This is a genomic window from Mycoplasma sp. 3398, from assembly GCF_053851555.1.
In genome coordinates this window covers 84,819-102,368 of the sequence record NZ_JBSQAW010000002.1, presented here as the reverse complement: position 1 = coordinate 102,368, position 17,550 = coordinate 84,819, and the positions used below count along the sequence as shown (strand labels likewise).

Genomic DNA, 17,550 nt, shown 5'->3' with positions numbered 1-17,550 from the left:
TTTAACTCCTAAACTCTATTTATTTTTTTCTTTATGGTTTGTATGTTCATTACATTTTGGACAATATTTTGTTACTTCCATTTTTTCTGGATGCAACTTTTTATTCTTTTTTGTGATGTAGTTTTCCATTTTGCATGACTCACATCTTAATGTTAAACCTTCTCTTGGCATACTTTCTCCTTCTTTTTTAAAATATTTAATTTTTGAATACTTTAAATAACATTATGTATTTTAAAATAATTATAAATTATATTATAATTTGCTATTAATTTGCTTTTTTTAATATGTTAAGGATAACATAAAAAAATGATTAATTATTTTTTAAAAAATTATTTAATAACATAACTTTTTATTGCTATTGCTAACTATTAACAAGCGATTAATTATGTGATATTTGTTCTGAATTATTTTTTTGCTCTATATCTTTATTTTCTATACTATCACCTTGGATTGGCTCAATAATAATATTATCTTTTGTTATATCAAGATTCTTGATATCGTCATTATTTTTTTTCGAAATGTCTTCAAGATATTGCTTGGTTATTCCCTTCAAATACTTAACTAAATATATAATTCCGCTAATTCATGACAAAATAAGACCAACAATTAAAGGGATATTAACATAAAGAATATATTTATCATTTGAAACATATTTACCTAAATCATTATCAAAATTAGTAAATCATGGTGCACTAAATGCTATTGTAATAATTGCAAGTGAGACAATAATGGTTTTAATCTTACCTCACCAATTTGCTGCTACTTTAATGTCCTTCTTTACAGCATAAACTCTCGCACCATCAACCAAAATATCACGGATGATAAACAAAACAACAATTGGTAAGAACGAGTAGTTCATTATTGATATAAATAACAACATCATTATTGTCGCAATCTTATCTGCAATTGGATCAAAAATCTTACCAAATTGCGAAATAGTTTTTGTTTTTCGGGCTATATGTCCGTCAATAAAGTCAGTCACCATTGCTATAATAAATATTGAGACATTTAATCAATATATGATTGATAAAGTTATTGAGTATTTTTGATTACCAACAATTTTAATTCCATCATATCAAAATGTTCCATTGTGTTTAATAATTAAAAAGAAAGCGGACGACATTAAAAATATAAAAGGAATCATTAATATTATTCTCAACACTGTTAGCCAATTTGCAATACCAAATTTTTTTATGTGTGGGCTATTATTTTTGCTTTTTTTAATATCTTTAATCTTCTTCATAAAATTGACTCTCAATAGCATTAATTGTTTTTTCTTCTAATGCTATATTTTTCTTATCTTCTGGAATGCCAATATACTGAGTTTCAAAAAAATCTAATGTATCATTAATTTTTTTAGTTCACAAATTTGGTTGAGTTATTGTTAATTTTTCAGCGTGTTCTACAAATAGAGTATACTTCTCATCGTTTTGGAAAGAATATGCAAAATCCTCTCTATTAATTAATTTGGTTAGCAATTTTTTTACACCGTTTTTAATTTGCCCCATTTTAAATTGGGATTCATTTGCACCAAATTTCTCTAACTGTTTCATACTAAAATCAATGACATATTTATAAGTCATAATATATTCATAATATAACGCCAATGTTTCAGCATTCTTTTTATATTCTAATTTTGCTGCTTTTCTTTTTGCTCTTTTATTTTTCGTAACTTTTCAAGCGATATAAGCAATTATAAGTACTAAAACAATTGCGAGCAAGACATACACAATAGTTTGTCCATTACCCATATTTTTCTCCTTAATTATATTTTAAAAATTATATATTAATATCATCCAAACTACAAAACAATGTTAATTGTTTTTTGTCTTATATAAAATCAAAGCTTCAAAAGGGTTGAGTTCTTTTGGAATTTCTGAGTAGAATTTATTAGCATATGAACTTGCTAAAATTTTATAACCATAAAGCGGAGTTATCTTCTGATGCTTTGATGTCAAATTTGTAATCAATACCATCCTCTGTTCGTTAAGTTTTTTGCTAAATTTAAATATACCATGACTTTGTTTAATATTTCATACACCCTTTATGAAATAAGAAGAAAATTTGGAATTTAAAGAGAGTTTATTCAAGAAATAAACAAAGTTTATTGTGCTATCTTTATTAATGATTTGTTCCTCTACATTGTTACTTTCTAAATTAATTGGGTAAAAAATATTAGTATTTTCATTGCTTCTTATTTTTTGTCCATTTCAAGGCATTTGAATATAAGACGATCATTTATTGAAATAACAATTATATTTATGATATTCATTTAAACTTATATTTTTATATTGGAGAAATCTTTTTTCCTCATTATAATCTTCATTGTTAAATGTGAAACGTTGGTTGAATTTAGCGCGCAAGGCACCTATTTCATCGCCATAATAAAAACCTATTGAATGATTGCCACTATATAAAAATACAAAGAAACTTTTTGTTGATTCATTTAGGTAAGCCTTTTCATTAGCTCATTTAGAAAAGAAACGACCTGATAAATCAGAGCCGAATGATAATATCACATTTGAATGATTTTTAAAATTAGCTACAAATCTATATAAGGATTTAAAACTCATTTTATTCTTGAAATGTTTTTTTAATGCATCATTATTGCCAATAACAGACATTCAAGTTAAATACAAATAATCTAGGCATTTATTGTCGACCATTAGCATCTTTTTATATAGATTGAAGTTATTATTACTGGTTTTAAAAATTACATTAATATTGCTATTTTTACGCTTGATAATCTTATATAAATCATTAATAAATTTTAATTTTTCTTCCTCCTTTAAGCCTTCAAAAGCAAGAAATTCAAAATTATCAAGTATAACAGTTGATACATTAAGTTGCAAGTAGAAACCTAAAACTGATTCAAAATATTTAATAAAATCAGATAACTCATATAATGATGTTTTTTCAAATTCTTTATTAATTAAATATGTATCTAATTTCGTTAAGTATCTATTTGACTCATAATAATTCAAATTATATAAACTCATCATATTATTTCAGTTAACAAAAGCTTGTCTTACTTCTTTTAAATTTATAATTGGAGCTACTTCAATTTGATTATTTTTAAATGTTTCAACAAGCTTTGCAAAATCCTTGATTGAACCATACCTTTTTTTTATTAGTCCAAGATCAAATCTATTTTCATATAGTTTTAGAATATCTTCAAAGCATATAACATTAACACTTAAATTTTTGAAATACTCCAATTTGCTCATAACCCCTTTAAAATCACCAAAATTGCTTCCATTGGTATCAACAAAATTTTCAACTTTTAGCTCATATAAGATGATTTTTTTACCTAAATTAACCATTAATAAATCCTTAATCTCAATAATTTTATACTCAATAAATCAATAAGCGTATCTGGTAAAATGTTTCCTTTTTTAAAATCTAGATCAATATTTGCTAAATCAATGATCAACTGATTTAATGTGTTAATGTCAATTCTATTAAAAAAGTCATAGTGAAGTTTGACACGATATATATGAATATTAAGCATTTTTGCTATTTCATCATTAGTTAATTTTATTGATTTTAATATTCCAATTGTTTTTGCATTAAGCAATATCGCTGATATTTGCGATATCACATAATTGTGCTCAATCCCGTAGCTAATCTGTTCGTTTATCTTTTTTATAATAGTTTTTGTGTCTTGACATTTTAACATTGCCTCACTTAGGGCAAAATCGATATTATTAGATACTGCATAATTATTATCATTAATCATTTTTTCGCTTATATCTTTATTTATTAATAGCAATTTATCAATTTCTGATTCTATTATTTCTAGATTATGTGGTAGCATTGATAGCAAATCAATAAGGACCTTATCCTTGATTGTTCCACCTTTTGTTTTAATCATTTTATAAACAAAAGAAAATAATTCTTTATCGCTAATTTTTTCGATATTAATAGTAGTGCTATTATCATTTATAAATGCAAAAGCTCTTGATGCTAAAAAAGATTTATCATACTTATTTATTTCCTGTGTAAAAATAAGAATTAGATTAGCATCACTTAGTGATGCATTAATTATTTTTATAAACTCATCAATACACGAACCATTAACATATTTATTTTTTATATTAAATATAAAGGGATTTTTAAATAAAATGATTTTTTTATTTAAAAAAAGGGAATTGTTATTTAATGCATCTGATAATTCTTCTAATGTAAAAAAATCATAAAATTTAACTATCTCGATATCACCTGCTTCAATAGTTTTTTCTTTGTTTATTATTTCATTAATTTTTTTATTTATCAAAAAATTTTCATTGCCTTTAATTAGGTACATACTAATTTATTATATTATAATAAGGACATTTTTTGGTATAATAAACTAATATTATTTACAATTTATTTATTTAAGATTGGAGCATTAAAGAAATGTCAGGACATTCAAAATGAGCAACTACCAAACATCATAAAGCTGCAATGGATTCAAAGAGAGCACAAATGTTTCAAAAATTTTCTAAAGAAATTATTGTAGCAGCAACAATTGGCGGCCCAGATCCAGATTCAAATCCAGCACTAAAATTAGCAATTGCTAAGGCAAAGGCAAAATCGATGCCCAAAGCAAATATTGAAAAAGCAATCTCGAAAGTTTCAGGTGGTTCAAAGGAAGGCGCTAACTTTCAAGGATATCTATATTCAGGAACAGCCTTTGGTGGTATAAATTTTGTAGTAAGTTGTTTAAGCGACAACTTTAACCGTTTATCATCTAACATTAAACACTATTTTAATAAATATAATGGACAGCTAGGAAAACAAGGTACTGTTCCGTATGTTTTTGACCAAAAAGGATTAATTGAATTTCCAATTTCATTAGCTTCTGAAGAAGAAGTAATGACTACCGTTTTGGAAGCCGGCGCCGAAGATTTTAAGGTTGAAGATGACTTATATGTTATTATTACCCATCCATCAGATTTTCAAAAAGTCAAACAATCTCTTGATGAGATTCTAAAAATTGATAACTATTCAACTGCTGAAGTTACATATATTCCAAATAGCGAGGTTGAAATCGATGAAGAAAAAATGGGGCAACTCGAAAAATTCGTCGACTTACTTGAAGATGATGAAGATGTTCAGGAAGTTTGACATAATGCAACAACTATTGAATAAAAATTAGTTCTACTTAATAATTATTAATATTTAAAACCTTTTTCATACCAAGAGAAAGGTTTTAAAAATGCACAAAATAAACTTGTAAAATTTTTTCAGACAGTTTAGCTCATATTAAGAATTTGACTTGACAAAATCTTAATATGGGCATTTTTTTATAATGCAATTCCTTCGTTATTATATTAATTTACAAACTCCTTGATTTTTCTTGATAATCGTTAAAAAGTCATTTTTCGACATCCTTTGTTGAAACTTAAAAAAAATTTCGGATTTCAATATTGAAAAAAATATCCTATCCCTCTATTATCTAAGCTATTAATTATGTTTCTGTTTATTTCCAAAACTTTATTTTTAGAAAAATAAAAAAGAAATTTAAAGACATGATTTAAAGAGGAAAAAATATTCGAGATGTCAAAATTTATTCTCTTTAAATATTGCTTGTTTATTATGAGATTTGATTTATTTTCTTAATACTTTCTTTATTTTTTCCCATATTAGATAAAAACATTTGTGTATTATTAAAAATTTGATTTATGAAATTAAAAATAAACAAAAAGAAATTTATTCTAACTGCCTCATTTTTTATTATTTCATCAGTTGTACTTATTAGTGGCGTTGTAGTTAAAACAGAAATTATAGATAAATGACATCATAACAAATCTTCTTTTAAAAGTAATTATATAACTGTTTTTATTGAAGGTGCAGTGGAATATCCGGGCGAATATACTTTAAAGGATGGAGCAAATTATTTTGATCTAATAAGAGAAAGTATTTTAAAAAGTGGTGCAGATTTACAAAAGATAAATAAATCACAGTTGTTAAAAAACAACGAAAGAGTTTTTATTCCCTTTACTAAAAATAAAAAATTAAAGATAACAGATATCAATGATTTGCAAATTTTAATAAATTTAGGAATTAAAACAAACATTGCAAAAAAAGTTTTTGAATATATTAAAGAAAGGAATGTTAAGAATTGAGATGATTTATTACAACTACCAGGCATTGGTGAAAAAACTTATCAAACATTAACAGAAAATATAGATATATAGATATTCTATTAATATCGTCCATCAGTTCTTTTTTAATATTTATATTAATATTGAGAATTGAAATTATTTTAATTTCACTAGCTTTAATAATGATTTGCATTTTTAATTTTTTTAATATTAAATTTTGAATTACATTTTTCATTTTTAGCTCAATTATTTTTTTAAGCTATGTAGTTTACCAGTCAATTTTTGCAAAAATTGACGGGATAAAATTAGATAATGATTTAAATATGATTAGAGAATATAAAGCCTATCTAATATTCAAATATAAGGATGCCTATTTTAAAGTTTTTAAGACCAAAAGCATTATAGATATTGCTTTTATGAACAACTATGAGTATACATTTCATATCAAAGGAACACTTATTTTAAATAAGAATTTAAGCTCGTTTGAAGTTGCGAATAGGCTATTTTTTAATCTCACTAATTCAAATATTGAATTTATTAAAAAAAATGAAAAATTATCAATTTTTAACACAAAAAACCACACAGTTATAGATTATCTTAATATCATCATTTTCAACAATTATAATCAAGCTAATAACATATATAAAAAGCTTAGTGATCTTAATATTATTCACTTTTTCACTATTAGCGGATTTCATTTTAATTTAATTTATCTATTTATATCCAAAATAATTAGAAGAATTAAAAATGGCTATTTTATTGAAGATTTTATCGCTATTCCTCTATTGATTATTTATTTAATATCAATCGAATTTCATGTAAGTGCAACAAGGTCTTTAATCTTTTTAATATTAGCATATCTAAATAAAATTATTTTTAACAAAAAAATAAACAATATTGCGCTATTAGCAATAACGGGTTTAATAATGGTTTTTTACAATCCATTTATAATGTTTTCATACTCTTTCATTTTATCATTTTTGATTACACTATCCATATTTATTACAATTTTTGTTTTAACAAAACAAGGATATTTTGTCAAAACAATTGCGGTATTTTTAATTGCCCATATTTATTCCACTTTAATAATTCACACTTTTAATAAAAACTATAATATTTTTTCTTTTTTTATTCAACTTCTGTTTATTCCAATTATTTCTTTAAACTACATTATTACACTTCTATTTTTTAGGATAAATATCATTATTGAAAATACCATCCTTTGATTTGATGCGTTCATTGACATAATTAGTGAATCAAACATAATCATAAAATTTGATACATCATGATTAATGTGCTTTATATTTAGTATAGCCTTATTAAAGGCTTATAAAATAAAACTCCATAGCCAACTAAGGTTAGGAGTTTGATAAATTTAGCATTAATTTTAAATCATCTTCATTAATTATTGTTATACCAAGTTTTTGCGCCTTAGATAGCTTGCTTCCTGCCTTTTCGCCAATTAATAGGTAGGCTATATTAGCGGAAATAGACGAAAGTACCTCGCCGCCGTTTTCCACAATAAGTTTTTCAAAATAACTTCTAGGTTTTGTAAGCTTGCCTGTTATAACAAAAGATTTATTATTTAGGATATTGGTTATTGCTTTTTGTTCATATGATGGATTTATACCATGTTCAATTAATTTTTTAATTAAACTTATGTTTTCTTCATTGGAGAATCATTCTATTAATTGTTTAGTAATCTTATCACCAAAATCATAAAAATCTTTAAACACTTCAAAATTAAAATTTAAGGCATTTTCTAGTTTTAGAATTTTTGAAGCAATAATATTCGCAGTTCTTTTTCCGACTAATGGGATTGATAAACCAAATATCAAATTTTCAAGTGGTTTAGTTTTAATATCCTCAATTGATTTTAAAATTTTGTTTATTGACAAATATCCAAATCTTTCCAATTTAATTAATTCATCACGATGTTTATGAAGATTAAAGATATCCAATATATTATTTATAAAACCATTTTTGTAAAAATATATGATATTTTTTTCACCAAGTGAATTAATATCAAGTGCCTCTTTTGAAGCAAAATGAATAAGTTTTCTAACTTTTATTTCTTGGCAATCTTGATTCAAACAATATTGTTCCAACCCTGTTTCATTAAATAACAAAACATTATTACAATATGGGCATACCTTAAATGGCTCTAGCTTCTCTAAATTATGTTTATTAGCCAAACCTATAACGCATGGAATAATCTCACCAGATTTTTTTATGTATATTTCATCACCAATATTTATATCTAGATTTTTAATAAATTCATAATTATTAAGCGTTGCAAAACATACTTTTGTTCCTGACAACTCAACTTCTTGCAATAAAGCGTTATATGTAACTAAGCCAGTCCGACCAACAGTAATAAAAATATCTTTTAATATGGTGGAAACAACATCAGGCTCATATTTAAAAGCAATTGCTGAATGAGGGAATTTTGCTGTTTCACCTAATTTATCATAAAATTTGAGCTCATTAAGTTTTATGACTATGCCATCAGTTTCATAGTTAAATAATAACTTTTTAGTCTTGAATTCCTCAATAAATTGTTCTATTTCTTTAATAGAAGAAACAAGGATTGATTGCTCTGTAACACAAAAACCCAACTTTTTTAAAAATTCAAATGATTCATACATAGTTTGAATATTATGTTTTTCCGGTGCAACAACATAATATAAGAATGATGAAAGATTTCTTTCTTTCACAATTTGTGGGTCCAATTGGCGTAAAGTACCAGCAGCAACATTGCGTGGATTAGCCATAGCCGTTTTATTTTCACTAAGCAATTTTTCGTTTATTTTCTTAAACTCATCAATAGGAAGAAAAATTTCACCTCTAACCTCAAGGGGCTTTTTATAATTAATTATTTTTGGAATATTATCTATTTGCAAAACATTATTGGTAACATCTTCGCCGATTAAACCATTGCCCCTTGTCACTGCTTGCATTAACTTGCCTTGATTATATTTAATAGAAATTGAGAGCCCGTCAATTTTTGGTTCGATAAAAAAAGAAAAATGCGAGGTTACCTTTTTAATATTATCAATAAATTTTTGGATTTCTGCAATGGTATATGCCTTATTTAAAGAAAGCATTGATTTATCATGCTTAACCTTAGCAAAATTTTTAGATACATTAGCATTAATTTTATTGGTTGGCGACTGCTCTAATTCTTCTTTTAAAAAAAGATGTTTATATTGCAATTCCAATCTTTTTAATTGATTAAATTCAATATCATAAATTTCATCGGAAACTAACGGTTTATCAAAATCATAATAATATTTATCTCATTGACTTATTTTTTGTTGTAATTCTAGTATTTTTTTTCTTGTTTCAAAATCTTTTTCATTCATATTAAACCTTTTGAAATGAAGCAATTCACCATGATGGTAAAGCAATATGGTCTATAGCACATATTACAACCAATGCAGTTAGAGTCATTAATATTAGCGTAGCAATCAAATCTCTTCAATTAGGAACTAATTGACGATAATAGGTTCTTTTTGCATATGGTTCATATCCTCTTGAAGTCATAGCATCAGCTAAATCATTGGCCTTATTAAAGGATGAAACAAAAAGTGGGACCATTAGGACAATGAAAGATTTTATTTTATCCTTAAAATTACCATTTTTAAAATCTACTCCTCGGCTTGACTGCGCCTTCATAATTCTTCCTGATTCTTCTAACAAGGTAGGAATAAATCTTAAGGCAATGGATATAATCATCGTAATTATTTCAGTCGGTACTCTAAATATTTTTAACGGATATAGCAGATCATTGATTGCTCTCGTTAATAAAACAGGTTTTGTTGTTACTGTCAAAATTGTTGTTATTAATACAACGCCATAAATTCTCAAAAGTATTGTAAAAGTTCGATGAATTGAGAATAATGACAATTGAAATATCGAATTAACATCGTTGTTAGGAGCAAAATATACTACATTAACTATTAATTTACCGCGATAAATCACAAAAGCGTCAGCATTTGTTTCTGTTGAAAGAGGAACATATTTATCAATTTCGTAATACATTACCGCACCTTTAACAGTTAGCATATTAATGACCAGGAGAAAAATAGCAATATAGATAGGAAACTTAATTTTTTTAAAAATAGAAATTACTGATTTAGTAGAAATACCATATAAAACCATACTAATAATTACTAAAATTGATAATGTAATATAATGTTCAGAAATAAAAAACAAAATTATAAATAGTATGTTAGCTAAAAATTTCAGTCGGGGATCAAGTCTATGAATTGGCGTCTGTATATTGAGATATTTGCCAATAATTGTTTTATCCATATTTATAGCTCCTTTTTATTTTTTTCACTTAATTATGTTATTTATTTTATCTGCCAATTCTTCAATATTTGTTACTTTTCCAATATTAAAACCAGCATTATTTAGCCTTTCTACATATGACAACAATTTTGTGGGAATTAAATTATTATCTAATAATAGTTTATTATCACTTAGAATATCATAAGTATTACCGTCTTTAATAATCTTCCCATCCTTAACAAATAAGGTTCTATTTGTTCATTTAAGAGCATTATCTAAATCGTGTGTAACAATAATAATAGTTGTGCCTTGCTTATATAAATTATAAAACAGCTGGAGCATTTCTTCAACACCTTGCGGGTCCAAACCAGCAGTAGGTTCATCTAAAACAAGAAATCTTGGTTCCATAGCAAGAATACCTGCTAAAGCAACTCTTCTTTTTTGCCCTCCTGATAAATCAAAGGGGCTTCTTTTAAGATAATCAATTGGTAGACCAACCATCTCAATATATTTAGCCGCTAATTCCTTAGCTTTGTCTTTTTTAATACCCATTGAAACAGGCCCAAAAATAATGTCTTTTTCAATAGTAGATTCAAATAATTGATATTCAGCAAATTGAAATACAACTCCAACTTGCTTTCTTAATGCTTTAACATTTTTGATTTTTCTTTTACTTTTGGTAATATCAATATCAGTATATACTATTTCAACACGATCACTTTTTTTAGTTTTTTGAAACTTCTCTAAATTCTTTATATATTCATTTAATTTAGCTTGGTATGTTTCATCATTATCATCACTTTGTTTTTTTGGTTTAGATGGCTTTTTGGCTTTCTTAAACAAAGGGACATCACTAAAATGCAGTAAACCTTCATCGGGTAATATTAATGCATTAAGATGCTCTATTAATGTAGTTTTACCAGAGCCAGTTGGCCCAATAATTGAAATTGCTTCTGATTCATTAATTTCCACTGATACACCATCTAGCACCTTAACATATGTAGGAAGCTTTTTGTTATATTCCTTTGAAATATTGTCTACTTTAATTTGCATAATGTCTCCAATAATTTTTTATCGTCATATGTTGGCTCAATTCCGTGAATCATTTCACTAAGTTTGTATATAAAAGGTGAATCTATTTTTGCAATTTCAATTATTTGTTTGTTATTTAAAATTTCAATAGGTTTTCCTTGAGCTATCACATGGCCACCTGAAAAGACAATTAACTTATCAGCTAACAAGGCTTCATCCATATCATGAGTGATCGAAATTAAAGTTTTATTGGTGTTGGAATGCAGATCATGAATTATTTTGTAAATGTCATTGCGGCCTCTAGGGTCTAACATTGAAGTTATTTCATCAAAAATAATAATTTTGGGATCTAATGCAAGAGTAGAAGCAATGGCCACTCTTTGCTTTTGACCTCCCGATAAATTTTGAGGTTCCCTATCTAAAAAATTGCCCATTCCTACTTCATTGGCATATTTTTTTACAATTACGTTCATTTCATCATATGACATTTTTTTATTTTCTAAGCCAAAAGCAATATCGTCTTCAACAGTAGCGCCTATAAATTGATTATCTGGATTTTGATAAACAATACCAATTTTTTTTCTAATTTCCGCCAAATTTTCAGAATTTATTTCTAGACCATCAATAATAATTTTCCCAGATGAAGCTTTGTAAATTGCAGCAAGTAGTTTTGAAAAAGTGCTCTTTCCTGAACCATTATGTCCCAAAATGGCAACATATTGCCCATCTTCAATTGTAAAATTAATATTATCTAAGGCATATTTTTTAGCACCAGGATATTTATAACAAAGTTTTTTAATTTCAATCATAGTGATAATTATAAATATAATATTAATTTTATTTTTCAAAAATGCTTAAATTGACATTTTATTGTATACAATAAAATATATAAAAAAACTATATAAATCAACAACTATAAACATATTATTTAACTTCTTTTAATGCAAAAACCCAAGTGTCGTAGTTTCTTATAACTAATAGTTTTTTATAAATATTCTGCTTTTTTAAAATATAGTTTGGCTGAAAACAAACAAATTAAAAAATATTTTTAGATAAAACAAAAATTATGGTTTATAATATATAACGCTAATTGCGAGTGTAGTTTAATGGTAGAACTTTAGCCTTCCAAGCTAACTACGTGGGTTCGATTCCCATCACTTGCACCAGTTGCGGATGTAGTTCAATGGTAGAACATCAGGTTGCCAATCTGAATACGAGGGTCCGATTCCCTTCATCCGCACCATTTCAAAAAAACTTGGGAAACCAAGTTTTTTTGATTTAACTAAATTTATTCAAAATAAGGCAATTAAAACTTATATAATATTAAAAAATAAATAATAAAGGAGTTTTATGGCTAATGTATTAGTTTTATATTCTTCGCCCATATCAAAAGAGAAGTCTGTTTCAAGTGCTATTACTAAGAGCTTCGTTGAGGAATATAAAAAAATTAACAAAAATGATGAAATTGTGGAGTTAGATTTAAACGAACTTGAAATGGCAACACATCCAATGAACTCAAATAATTTTTCTGATTTTTTTAATGATGAATTATCAGGTAGATATATTGATATTTTAAAAAAAACCAACAAATTAATTATTTCAGCCCCAATGATAAATTTTAATGTTCCGGCAGTGTTAAAAAATTTTATCGACCGAATTTGTGTTGCTAATAAGACATTTTCTTATAAATACGCTAAAAAAGGTAGCTCAATAGGTTTGTTATTTAATTTAAAGGTACAAATAATTGCTTCTCAGGGAGCTCCATGTGATTGATATCCTTGAGCAAGTCACATTTCTTACCTAGAGGGCATCTGAAATTTCTTGGGTGCAGAGGTTAGCGAAACCCTTTTAATTGACGCAACAAAAGTAGAACCATTTAATTCTTATTCAATTGAGGAAATTATTAAAAATAAAATTAACAAAATTAAAGAAAGGGTTATGAACTTTTAATAATTTAAAATTTTAAAAACCAAGCTCTAAAATAATGAGAAAGCTTGGTTTTTTATTTTTATTTTAAGCCCAAATTTTTGGTAAAAAATTAGATCATCATTTTTTGCAAAATTAAGTTATTTTGAACAATCATTTTTCAACACAGCTTATATTTATATTTTATCTAAATTATCAAAAACAAAAAATATTAATAATTTATTGCAAAATAATAAGAAATTAGCTAAAGCAAATATTTTTTATGAAACTTTTATTATTCTTTGCCTTCCATTAGCAATTGCAAAAATTGTACGGTTACATCCTTTATGAAAAATTGCCCATTTTCATCTCAATTATTATTTTGTTTTAAAAATAGGTCGTTGAGATTTGTTATTGTACTTGCGCCAGTTGCGTAATAATTATTTCCTTTAATATCAGCAAATATAACAGCTAGTGTAAGTCTAAAATCTAAATTACTATTATTTTCAATATATTTTCTATATTCTTCAATTAGCTTTTTAGTTTTTTCTTTATCTATGTCGTTTTTGTATGTTTTAATTTCTAAATAAATATAATGATTTTCGTGTACGATAACAAAATCTGGATAGCTATTACTCGTGTCTAAATTATTGATATATTCAAAATTAATTCCACTATGTACTGGATTCTTTGCTCAAATTTTTATTTTAGGGAAAATTGGTATATATTTTTCTAATTCGTTTACAAATGCTTCTTCGGCTTTTGATTGTAAATTAATGTTTGCAAAATTTTTATTAATTTCTTGATAAGCAAATTTATCATCTGTTTTTTTAATATAATCACTTTTAACTTCAATTAAATAGTTTGGCAGTGATTTTGAAGTATTTAAGACATATTTTATTTCTTTGTTTTCTAACTGTTTTTTAATATGCATTTTATAAATATCGTTAAAAATATTAATTTCATGTTTAACTATTAAAAATCAGAAAAATGTTTTGCCCATTATATGTTTAATTTTTGTTTCATAAATTGAGTTTATCTTGTTTATTATATTATCCGTAAATAATGCTTTATTGGCCTTAATTGTTTTTAAATTAAACATTTCCATCTGAATCTTATTTTGTATTTTTGAGGTTATTTCAATCTTATTGCCATATTTTTTTTGATTTGCAATTATGAATTTGTTTTGAGAAAACTCTTCTAGATAGGCAAGGTATTTTGATTCAAAACTATTAAATGAATAACCATTTAATAGCTCAATAATTTTTCTTTCATAAGATTCTAAGTTAAAAATAGTATTAGATTTACTGTTTATAAGAGATCCGTATATAAATTTTTCTTTTTCAAATTCAGGCTTCAAAATTAGTCTTTTTTGGTCATTTATATCTCTATCAACATTGCTATAAATATAATACTTATTTGCAATTGAATTAATTCTAAAATCATAAGAGGGGTTTGGATTTCTTTTTATTCTTCCGATAGTTTGTGCGCTTAATGTTTTTGACGAAACATTTCTAAGTTGAACTAGCATACATGCTCTCGGTATATTTCAACCAGTTGCTGGTCCTACTTTAAAAATTATCACATCAGTGTCCGAATTGTATTTAGATATATCTCTAAGTGAGAAATTATCTTTTTGTCTTAGACTTGATTCTTTATCATTTTGATCAAAATACTTTACTCAGGATAAAGAATGTTTCTCTAATTTCTTTATTATTAAATCAATGGTTTCATTGAATATTTTTTCTTTTTCAGGATCTTTACTAGCGTTATCAACTTGAATTAACATGGCGGCATTAATGCCCACTAAGCCCGGTTCATTTTTATTGTCATTATATTGTCTTTTAATATCTTTAAATTTTAAACAGGCTTGTTCTAAAATGACATCATTATCAATATAAGCAATGTCCTCATTATTTTCAATACCTTCATTAAAGATTTTTTCACTTTTTAATAATCTGATTTTGTCGCTAAATAGATCTTTTTCGCTTAGCTCAATAAGATCTAAACTTAAATCGGTTGGAGTTGCTGTCATTTTTATAACAAAATCAGCTCTTGATTGCATATTGTGTTCAAATGACATCTCTTCTTTTTTATTTTTGGAAGTGTCAGATCCAATGTGAGCTTCATCACGAATATAAATTAATTTATAGTCATTTAGTTTTATTTCATCTAAAAAAGCCTCAATAGCATGTTGCTCTCTTAAAATTGAGTTAGCTTTAAATGATGCTCCGCCCATAATATAAACATTATTTGGTTTAGCAAAAAACTGATAATTTTTTTCTACTTTAGAATTTTTATTAATATTTGAAGGGCTTTCAATTCTTGTAATTTTTAAATCGTTATTTATTAAATATTGTTTATACTCATTGAAGTTTTCTTCCATTTGTTTTGGTAGCTCGGCACTAGATAAAGTTGCAATAACAAAAACTAAATTTTGATTAAAATTAAATTTATTTCATTCAATTAATTTATCAATATAGTTAATCATCATAAATGTTTTACCAGACCCAGTTGGAGCTTTAAAATAAACGGAATTTTGTTTGTTTTCTTCTAAACTATTTATGGTTTTATTAATTAAAGCATTAATAGCTTTTTCTTGAGAATTAGTTAGATTCATTATCTTCTCTTTTCTCTGGCTTTAAAGATGATAAATCATTTAATAGATTAATATATTGCTGTTGATTGTTTTTATCTATTGAAGTTATTCCAAACTCTTTTAAAACATCAATTAATTTATTAGCTAAGTCTTCAATTTCAATATCTTTGTTTGTTGGATTTATGTCATAGTATTTGATGTTAAAAACATTTAAATTTGCTTTATATGGTTCGTTTTTCTTTATTCAATCAAAAGTTTCATTTTTAGTACCAACCCCGTGGTTTATTCTATAAAGTCTTTCATAGTTTGCATTTATACCAATGTTATTTTCGTTATTTGTAACAAGAGTGAAGCTTCTATTGCCACCATCTTCGCGATTTAATTCTAAAACGGCATGAGCTGTGGTACCAGATCCGGCAAAGAAGTCAAGGACACGAATATTTTTTTTATCACTATGAAGTCTAATCAAATATTTTATTAATTTTATAGGTTTAGGTGTTTCAAAAGCATTTTTATATAGGATATCTCTTATTTCATTTTTTGAATCCTGCGTATGTCCTACAATTTCATACCCCAAAATTGTCTTAGATATAATATCTCTAACATCAGATAAATATCTTTTTAAACCTGGCCTTTTCGTGACATCATCTGGCAGGTATATCTTATTTTCTCTTATCAATTCATAAATCTTTTTTTCTGAAAATAATCACCCAGAATTTTCCGGGCACTTATAAACTTTTTTATTTCAGACAATGTCAAATTTATTATTAGAATTTCTTGTTAAATCAGCTATTTTATATCTTCCTTTTTCATCACTAAATTTATACATTTTATTATTTTTTTCATTGCGTTCTAAACGATTAAATTTAGTTACTATTTGCTTATTTTTTAAATAACATAGAATATAATCGTGATTAACAGAAACGTAATGATTATTACTTTTTGGAGAATAATTTTTTTCCCAAATAAAATTACAAACAAAATTCTCTTCGCCAAAAATTTCATCCATTAGAACTTTTAAATAGCCTTGTTCGGCATCATCGATAGAAACAAAAATAACTCCATCATCTTTGAGAAGCTCTTTTGCTAATTGTAATCTTTCATTCATTAAATTAAGTCAACCATTTCTAGAATATTTATCACGATAAATGAATTTTTTTGCCTTAACATCTTCATTATTATCTGCAATACTATTACCATCTTTTTTAGTTGATTCAGTATTATAAGGAGGATCAATATAAATTACATCATATTTATCAAGCGAAGGCAGCTCTCTCTCTCTCTCTCTCAATCACTATCAAATTCTTTAAAGCATCATAGTTTTCACCAATGATTAATGTATTATCTTTGCTTTTGTTTTCGTCTAAAACAAAGCTAAGTTTTTCATCTTTTTCTAATAGCGCAACTGTTTGCCAATCGCTTTCAGGTGCCACATCAAATCTAAAACCTGTTTTAATTCTTTGCACAATGAATTGAAAAACATATTGTAGTTGTTTTTCGTCTTCTTGAAATTTTTCTAAAATTTTTATTGCCAGTCTTTTTTGGTCTGTGTTCAACTCTTTCGAAGAAATATCATCAATTTTCTGAATGTAATTTTTTAATAAACTCATTAATATCTCCTTATAGCTT

General features: G+C 25.8%; 16 protein-coding genes and 2 tRNA genes. 6 read left to right on the top strand and 12 right to left on the bottom strand.

Annotation, left to right across the window (positions count from 1 at the left end; genetic code table 4):
- Window positions 1–15: 15 nt before the first annotated feature.
- From rpmG to holA, 5 genes are all read right to left on the bottom strand, one after another.
- Window positions 16–171: a 50S ribosomal protein L33 gene (gene rpmG, locus ACWXVK_RS01340; RefSeq protein WP_455966207.1), complete on the bottom strand. Its 156-nt coding sequence runs from the start codon at window positions 169–171 to the stop codon at window positions 16–18.
- 208 nt (window positions 172–379) lie between these two features.
- On the bottom strand, window positions 380–1,243 hold the full coding sequence (pgsA, locus tag ACWXVK_RS01335) for a CDP-diacylglycerol--glycerol-3-phosphate 3-phosphatidyltransferase (protein ID WP_456002202.1): 864 nt from the start codon (window positions 1,241–1,243) through the stop codon (window positions 380–382).
- Window positions 1,230–1,751 (bottom strand): MHJ_0274 family protein, encoded by a 522-nt coding sequence (locus tag ACWXVK_RS01330; protein WP_455966203.1) that lies wholly within the window; start codon window positions 1,749–1,751, stop codon window positions 1,230–1,232. The genes pgsA and ACWXVK_RS01330 overlap by 14 nt, the downstream gene beginning before the upstream one ends.
- A gap of 63 nt (window positions 1,752–1,814) precedes the next feature.
- A complete protein-coding gene (locus ACWXVK_RS01325) occupies window positions 1,815–3,323 on the bottom strand; it encodes an alpha-amylase family glycosyl hydrolase (RefSeq protein ID WP_456017006.1) in 1,509 nt (502 codons plus the stop codon).
- Window positions 3,323–4,306 (bottom strand): DNA polymerase III subunit delta, encoded by a 984-nt coding sequence (gene holA, locus ACWXVK_RS01320; protein WP_456012140.1) that lies wholly within the window; start codon window positions 4,304–4,306, stop codon window positions 3,323–3,325. Before holA ends, ACWXVK_RS01325 begins: the two co-directional genes overlap by 1 nt.
- A 92-nt stretch (window positions 4,307–4,398) precedes the next feature.
- On the opposite strand from holA, the gene ACWXVK_RS01315 reads away from it, so the two are divergent.
- The 3 genes from ACWXVK_RS01315 to ACWXVK_RS01305 all read left to right on the top strand — a co-directional run bounded on the left by ACWXVK_RS01315 (window position 4,399) and on the right by ACWXVK_RS01305 (window position 7,462).
- Window positions 4,399–5,133 (top strand): YebC/PmpR family DNA-binding transcriptional regulator, encoded by a 735-nt coding sequence (locus tag ACWXVK_RS01315; RefSeq protein ID WP_438340833.1) that lies wholly within the window; start codon window positions 4,399–4,401, stop codon window positions 5,131–5,133.
- Window positions 5,134–5,666: 533 nt separating this feature from the next.
- Window positions 5,667–6,182, top strand: a complete 516-nt coding sequence (locus ACWXVK_RS01310) for an MAG0490 family ComEA-like DNA-binding protein (protein WP_456017004.1) — start codon at window positions 5,667–5,669, stop codon at window positions 6,180–6,182.
- Window positions 6,107–7,462: an MAG0480 family ComEC-like protein gene (locus ACWXVK_RS01305; RefSeq protein WP_456012143.1), complete on the top strand. Its 1,356-nt coding sequence runs from the start codon at window positions 6,107–6,109 to the stop codon at window positions 7,460–7,462. The genes ACWXVK_RS01310 and ACWXVK_RS01305 overlap by 76 nt, the downstream gene beginning before the upstream one ends.
- Here the strand turns inward: ACWXVK_RS01305 and ligA are convergent.
- Genes ligA through ACWXVK_RS01285 form a run of 4 tightly spaced genes read right to left on the bottom strand, consistent with a single transcriptional unit; the run spans window position 7,448 to window position 12,226 of the window.
- Window positions 7,448–9,454 (bottom strand): NAD-dependent DNA ligase LigA, encoded by a 2,007-nt coding sequence (gene ligA, locus ACWXVK_RS01300; RefSeq protein ID WP_456013219.1) that lies wholly within the window; start codon window positions 9,452–9,454, stop codon window positions 7,448–7,450. The two genes, ACWXVK_RS01305 and ligA, sit on opposite strands and share 15 nt — an antisense overlap.
- A gap of 1 nt (window position 9,455) precedes the next feature.
- Window positions 9,456–10,406 (bottom strand): CbiQ family ECF transporter T component, encoded by a 951-nt coding sequence (locus ACWXVK_RS01295; protein ID WP_438340829.1) that lies wholly within the window; start codon window positions 10,404–10,406, stop codon window positions 9,456–9,458.
- A gap of 15 nt (window positions 10,407–10,421) precedes the next feature.
- A complete protein-coding gene (locus ACWXVK_RS01290) occupies window positions 10,422–11,438 on the bottom strand; it encodes an ATP-binding cassette domain-containing protein (protein ID WP_456017003.1) in 1,017 nt (338 codons plus the stop codon).
- The gene (locus ACWXVK_RS01285; RefSeq protein ID WP_438340827.1) at window positions 11,423–12,226 is read right to left on the bottom strand and encodes an energy-coupling factor transporter ATPase; all 804 of its coding nucleotides are present in this window, start codon (window positions 12,224–12,226) and stop codon (window positions 11,423–11,425) included. Before ACWXVK_RS01285 ends, ACWXVK_RS01290 begins: the two co-directional genes overlap by 16 nt.
- Window positions 12,227–12,509: 283 nt before the next feature.
- Here ACWXVK_RS01285 and ACWXVK_RS01280 point away from each other — a divergent pair.
- The 3 genes from ACWXVK_RS01280 (at window position 12,510) to ACWXVK_RS01270 (ending at window position 13,367) form a co-directional block, all read left to right on the top strand.
- Window positions 12,510–12,583 (top strand) — tRNA-Gly (locus ACWXVK_RS01280).
- A 3-nt stretch (window positions 12,584–12,586) separates the two neighbouring features.
- A tRNA-Gly gene (locus ACWXVK_RS01275) sits at window positions 12,587–12,660 on the top strand.
- A 107-nt stretch (window positions 12,661–12,767) separates the two neighbouring features.
- On the top strand, window positions 12,768–13,367 hold the full coding sequence (locus ACWXVK_RS01270; protein WP_456017002.1) for an FMN-dependent NADH-azoreductase: 600 nt from the start codon (window positions 12,768–12,770) through the stop codon (window positions 13,365–13,367).
- Window positions 13,368–13,617: 250 nt separating this feature from the next.
- On the opposite strand, the gene ACWXVK_RS01265 is transcribed toward ACWXVK_RS01270, so the two are convergent.
- The 3 genes from ACWXVK_RS01265 to ACWXVK_RS01255 are packed head-to-tail and all read right to left on the bottom strand — an operon-like array spanning window position 13,618 to window position 17,531.
- On the bottom strand, window positions 13,618–15,942 hold the full coding sequence (locus ACWXVK_RS01265; RefSeq protein ID WP_456017000.1) for a DEAD/DEAH box helicase family protein: 2,325 nt from the start codon (window positions 15,940–15,942) through the stop codon (window positions 13,618–13,620).
- Entirely contained in the window at window positions 15,929–17,212 is a 1,284-nt protein-coding gene (locus tag ACWXVK_RS01260) for a site-specific DNA-methyltransferase (protein WP_456016999.1), read from the bottom strand. The genes ACWXVK_RS01265 and ACWXVK_RS01260 overlap by 14 nt, the downstream gene beginning before the upstream one ends.
- Complete coding sequence (locus ACWXVK_RS01255; RefSeq protein WP_456016997.1) at window positions 17,175–17,531, bottom strand: hypothetical protein; 357 nt, start codon at window positions 17,529–17,531, stop codon at window positions 17,175–17,177. Before ACWXVK_RS01255 ends, ACWXVK_RS01260 begins: the two co-directional genes overlap by 38 nt.
- Window positions 17,532–17,550: the final 19 nt, after the last annotated feature.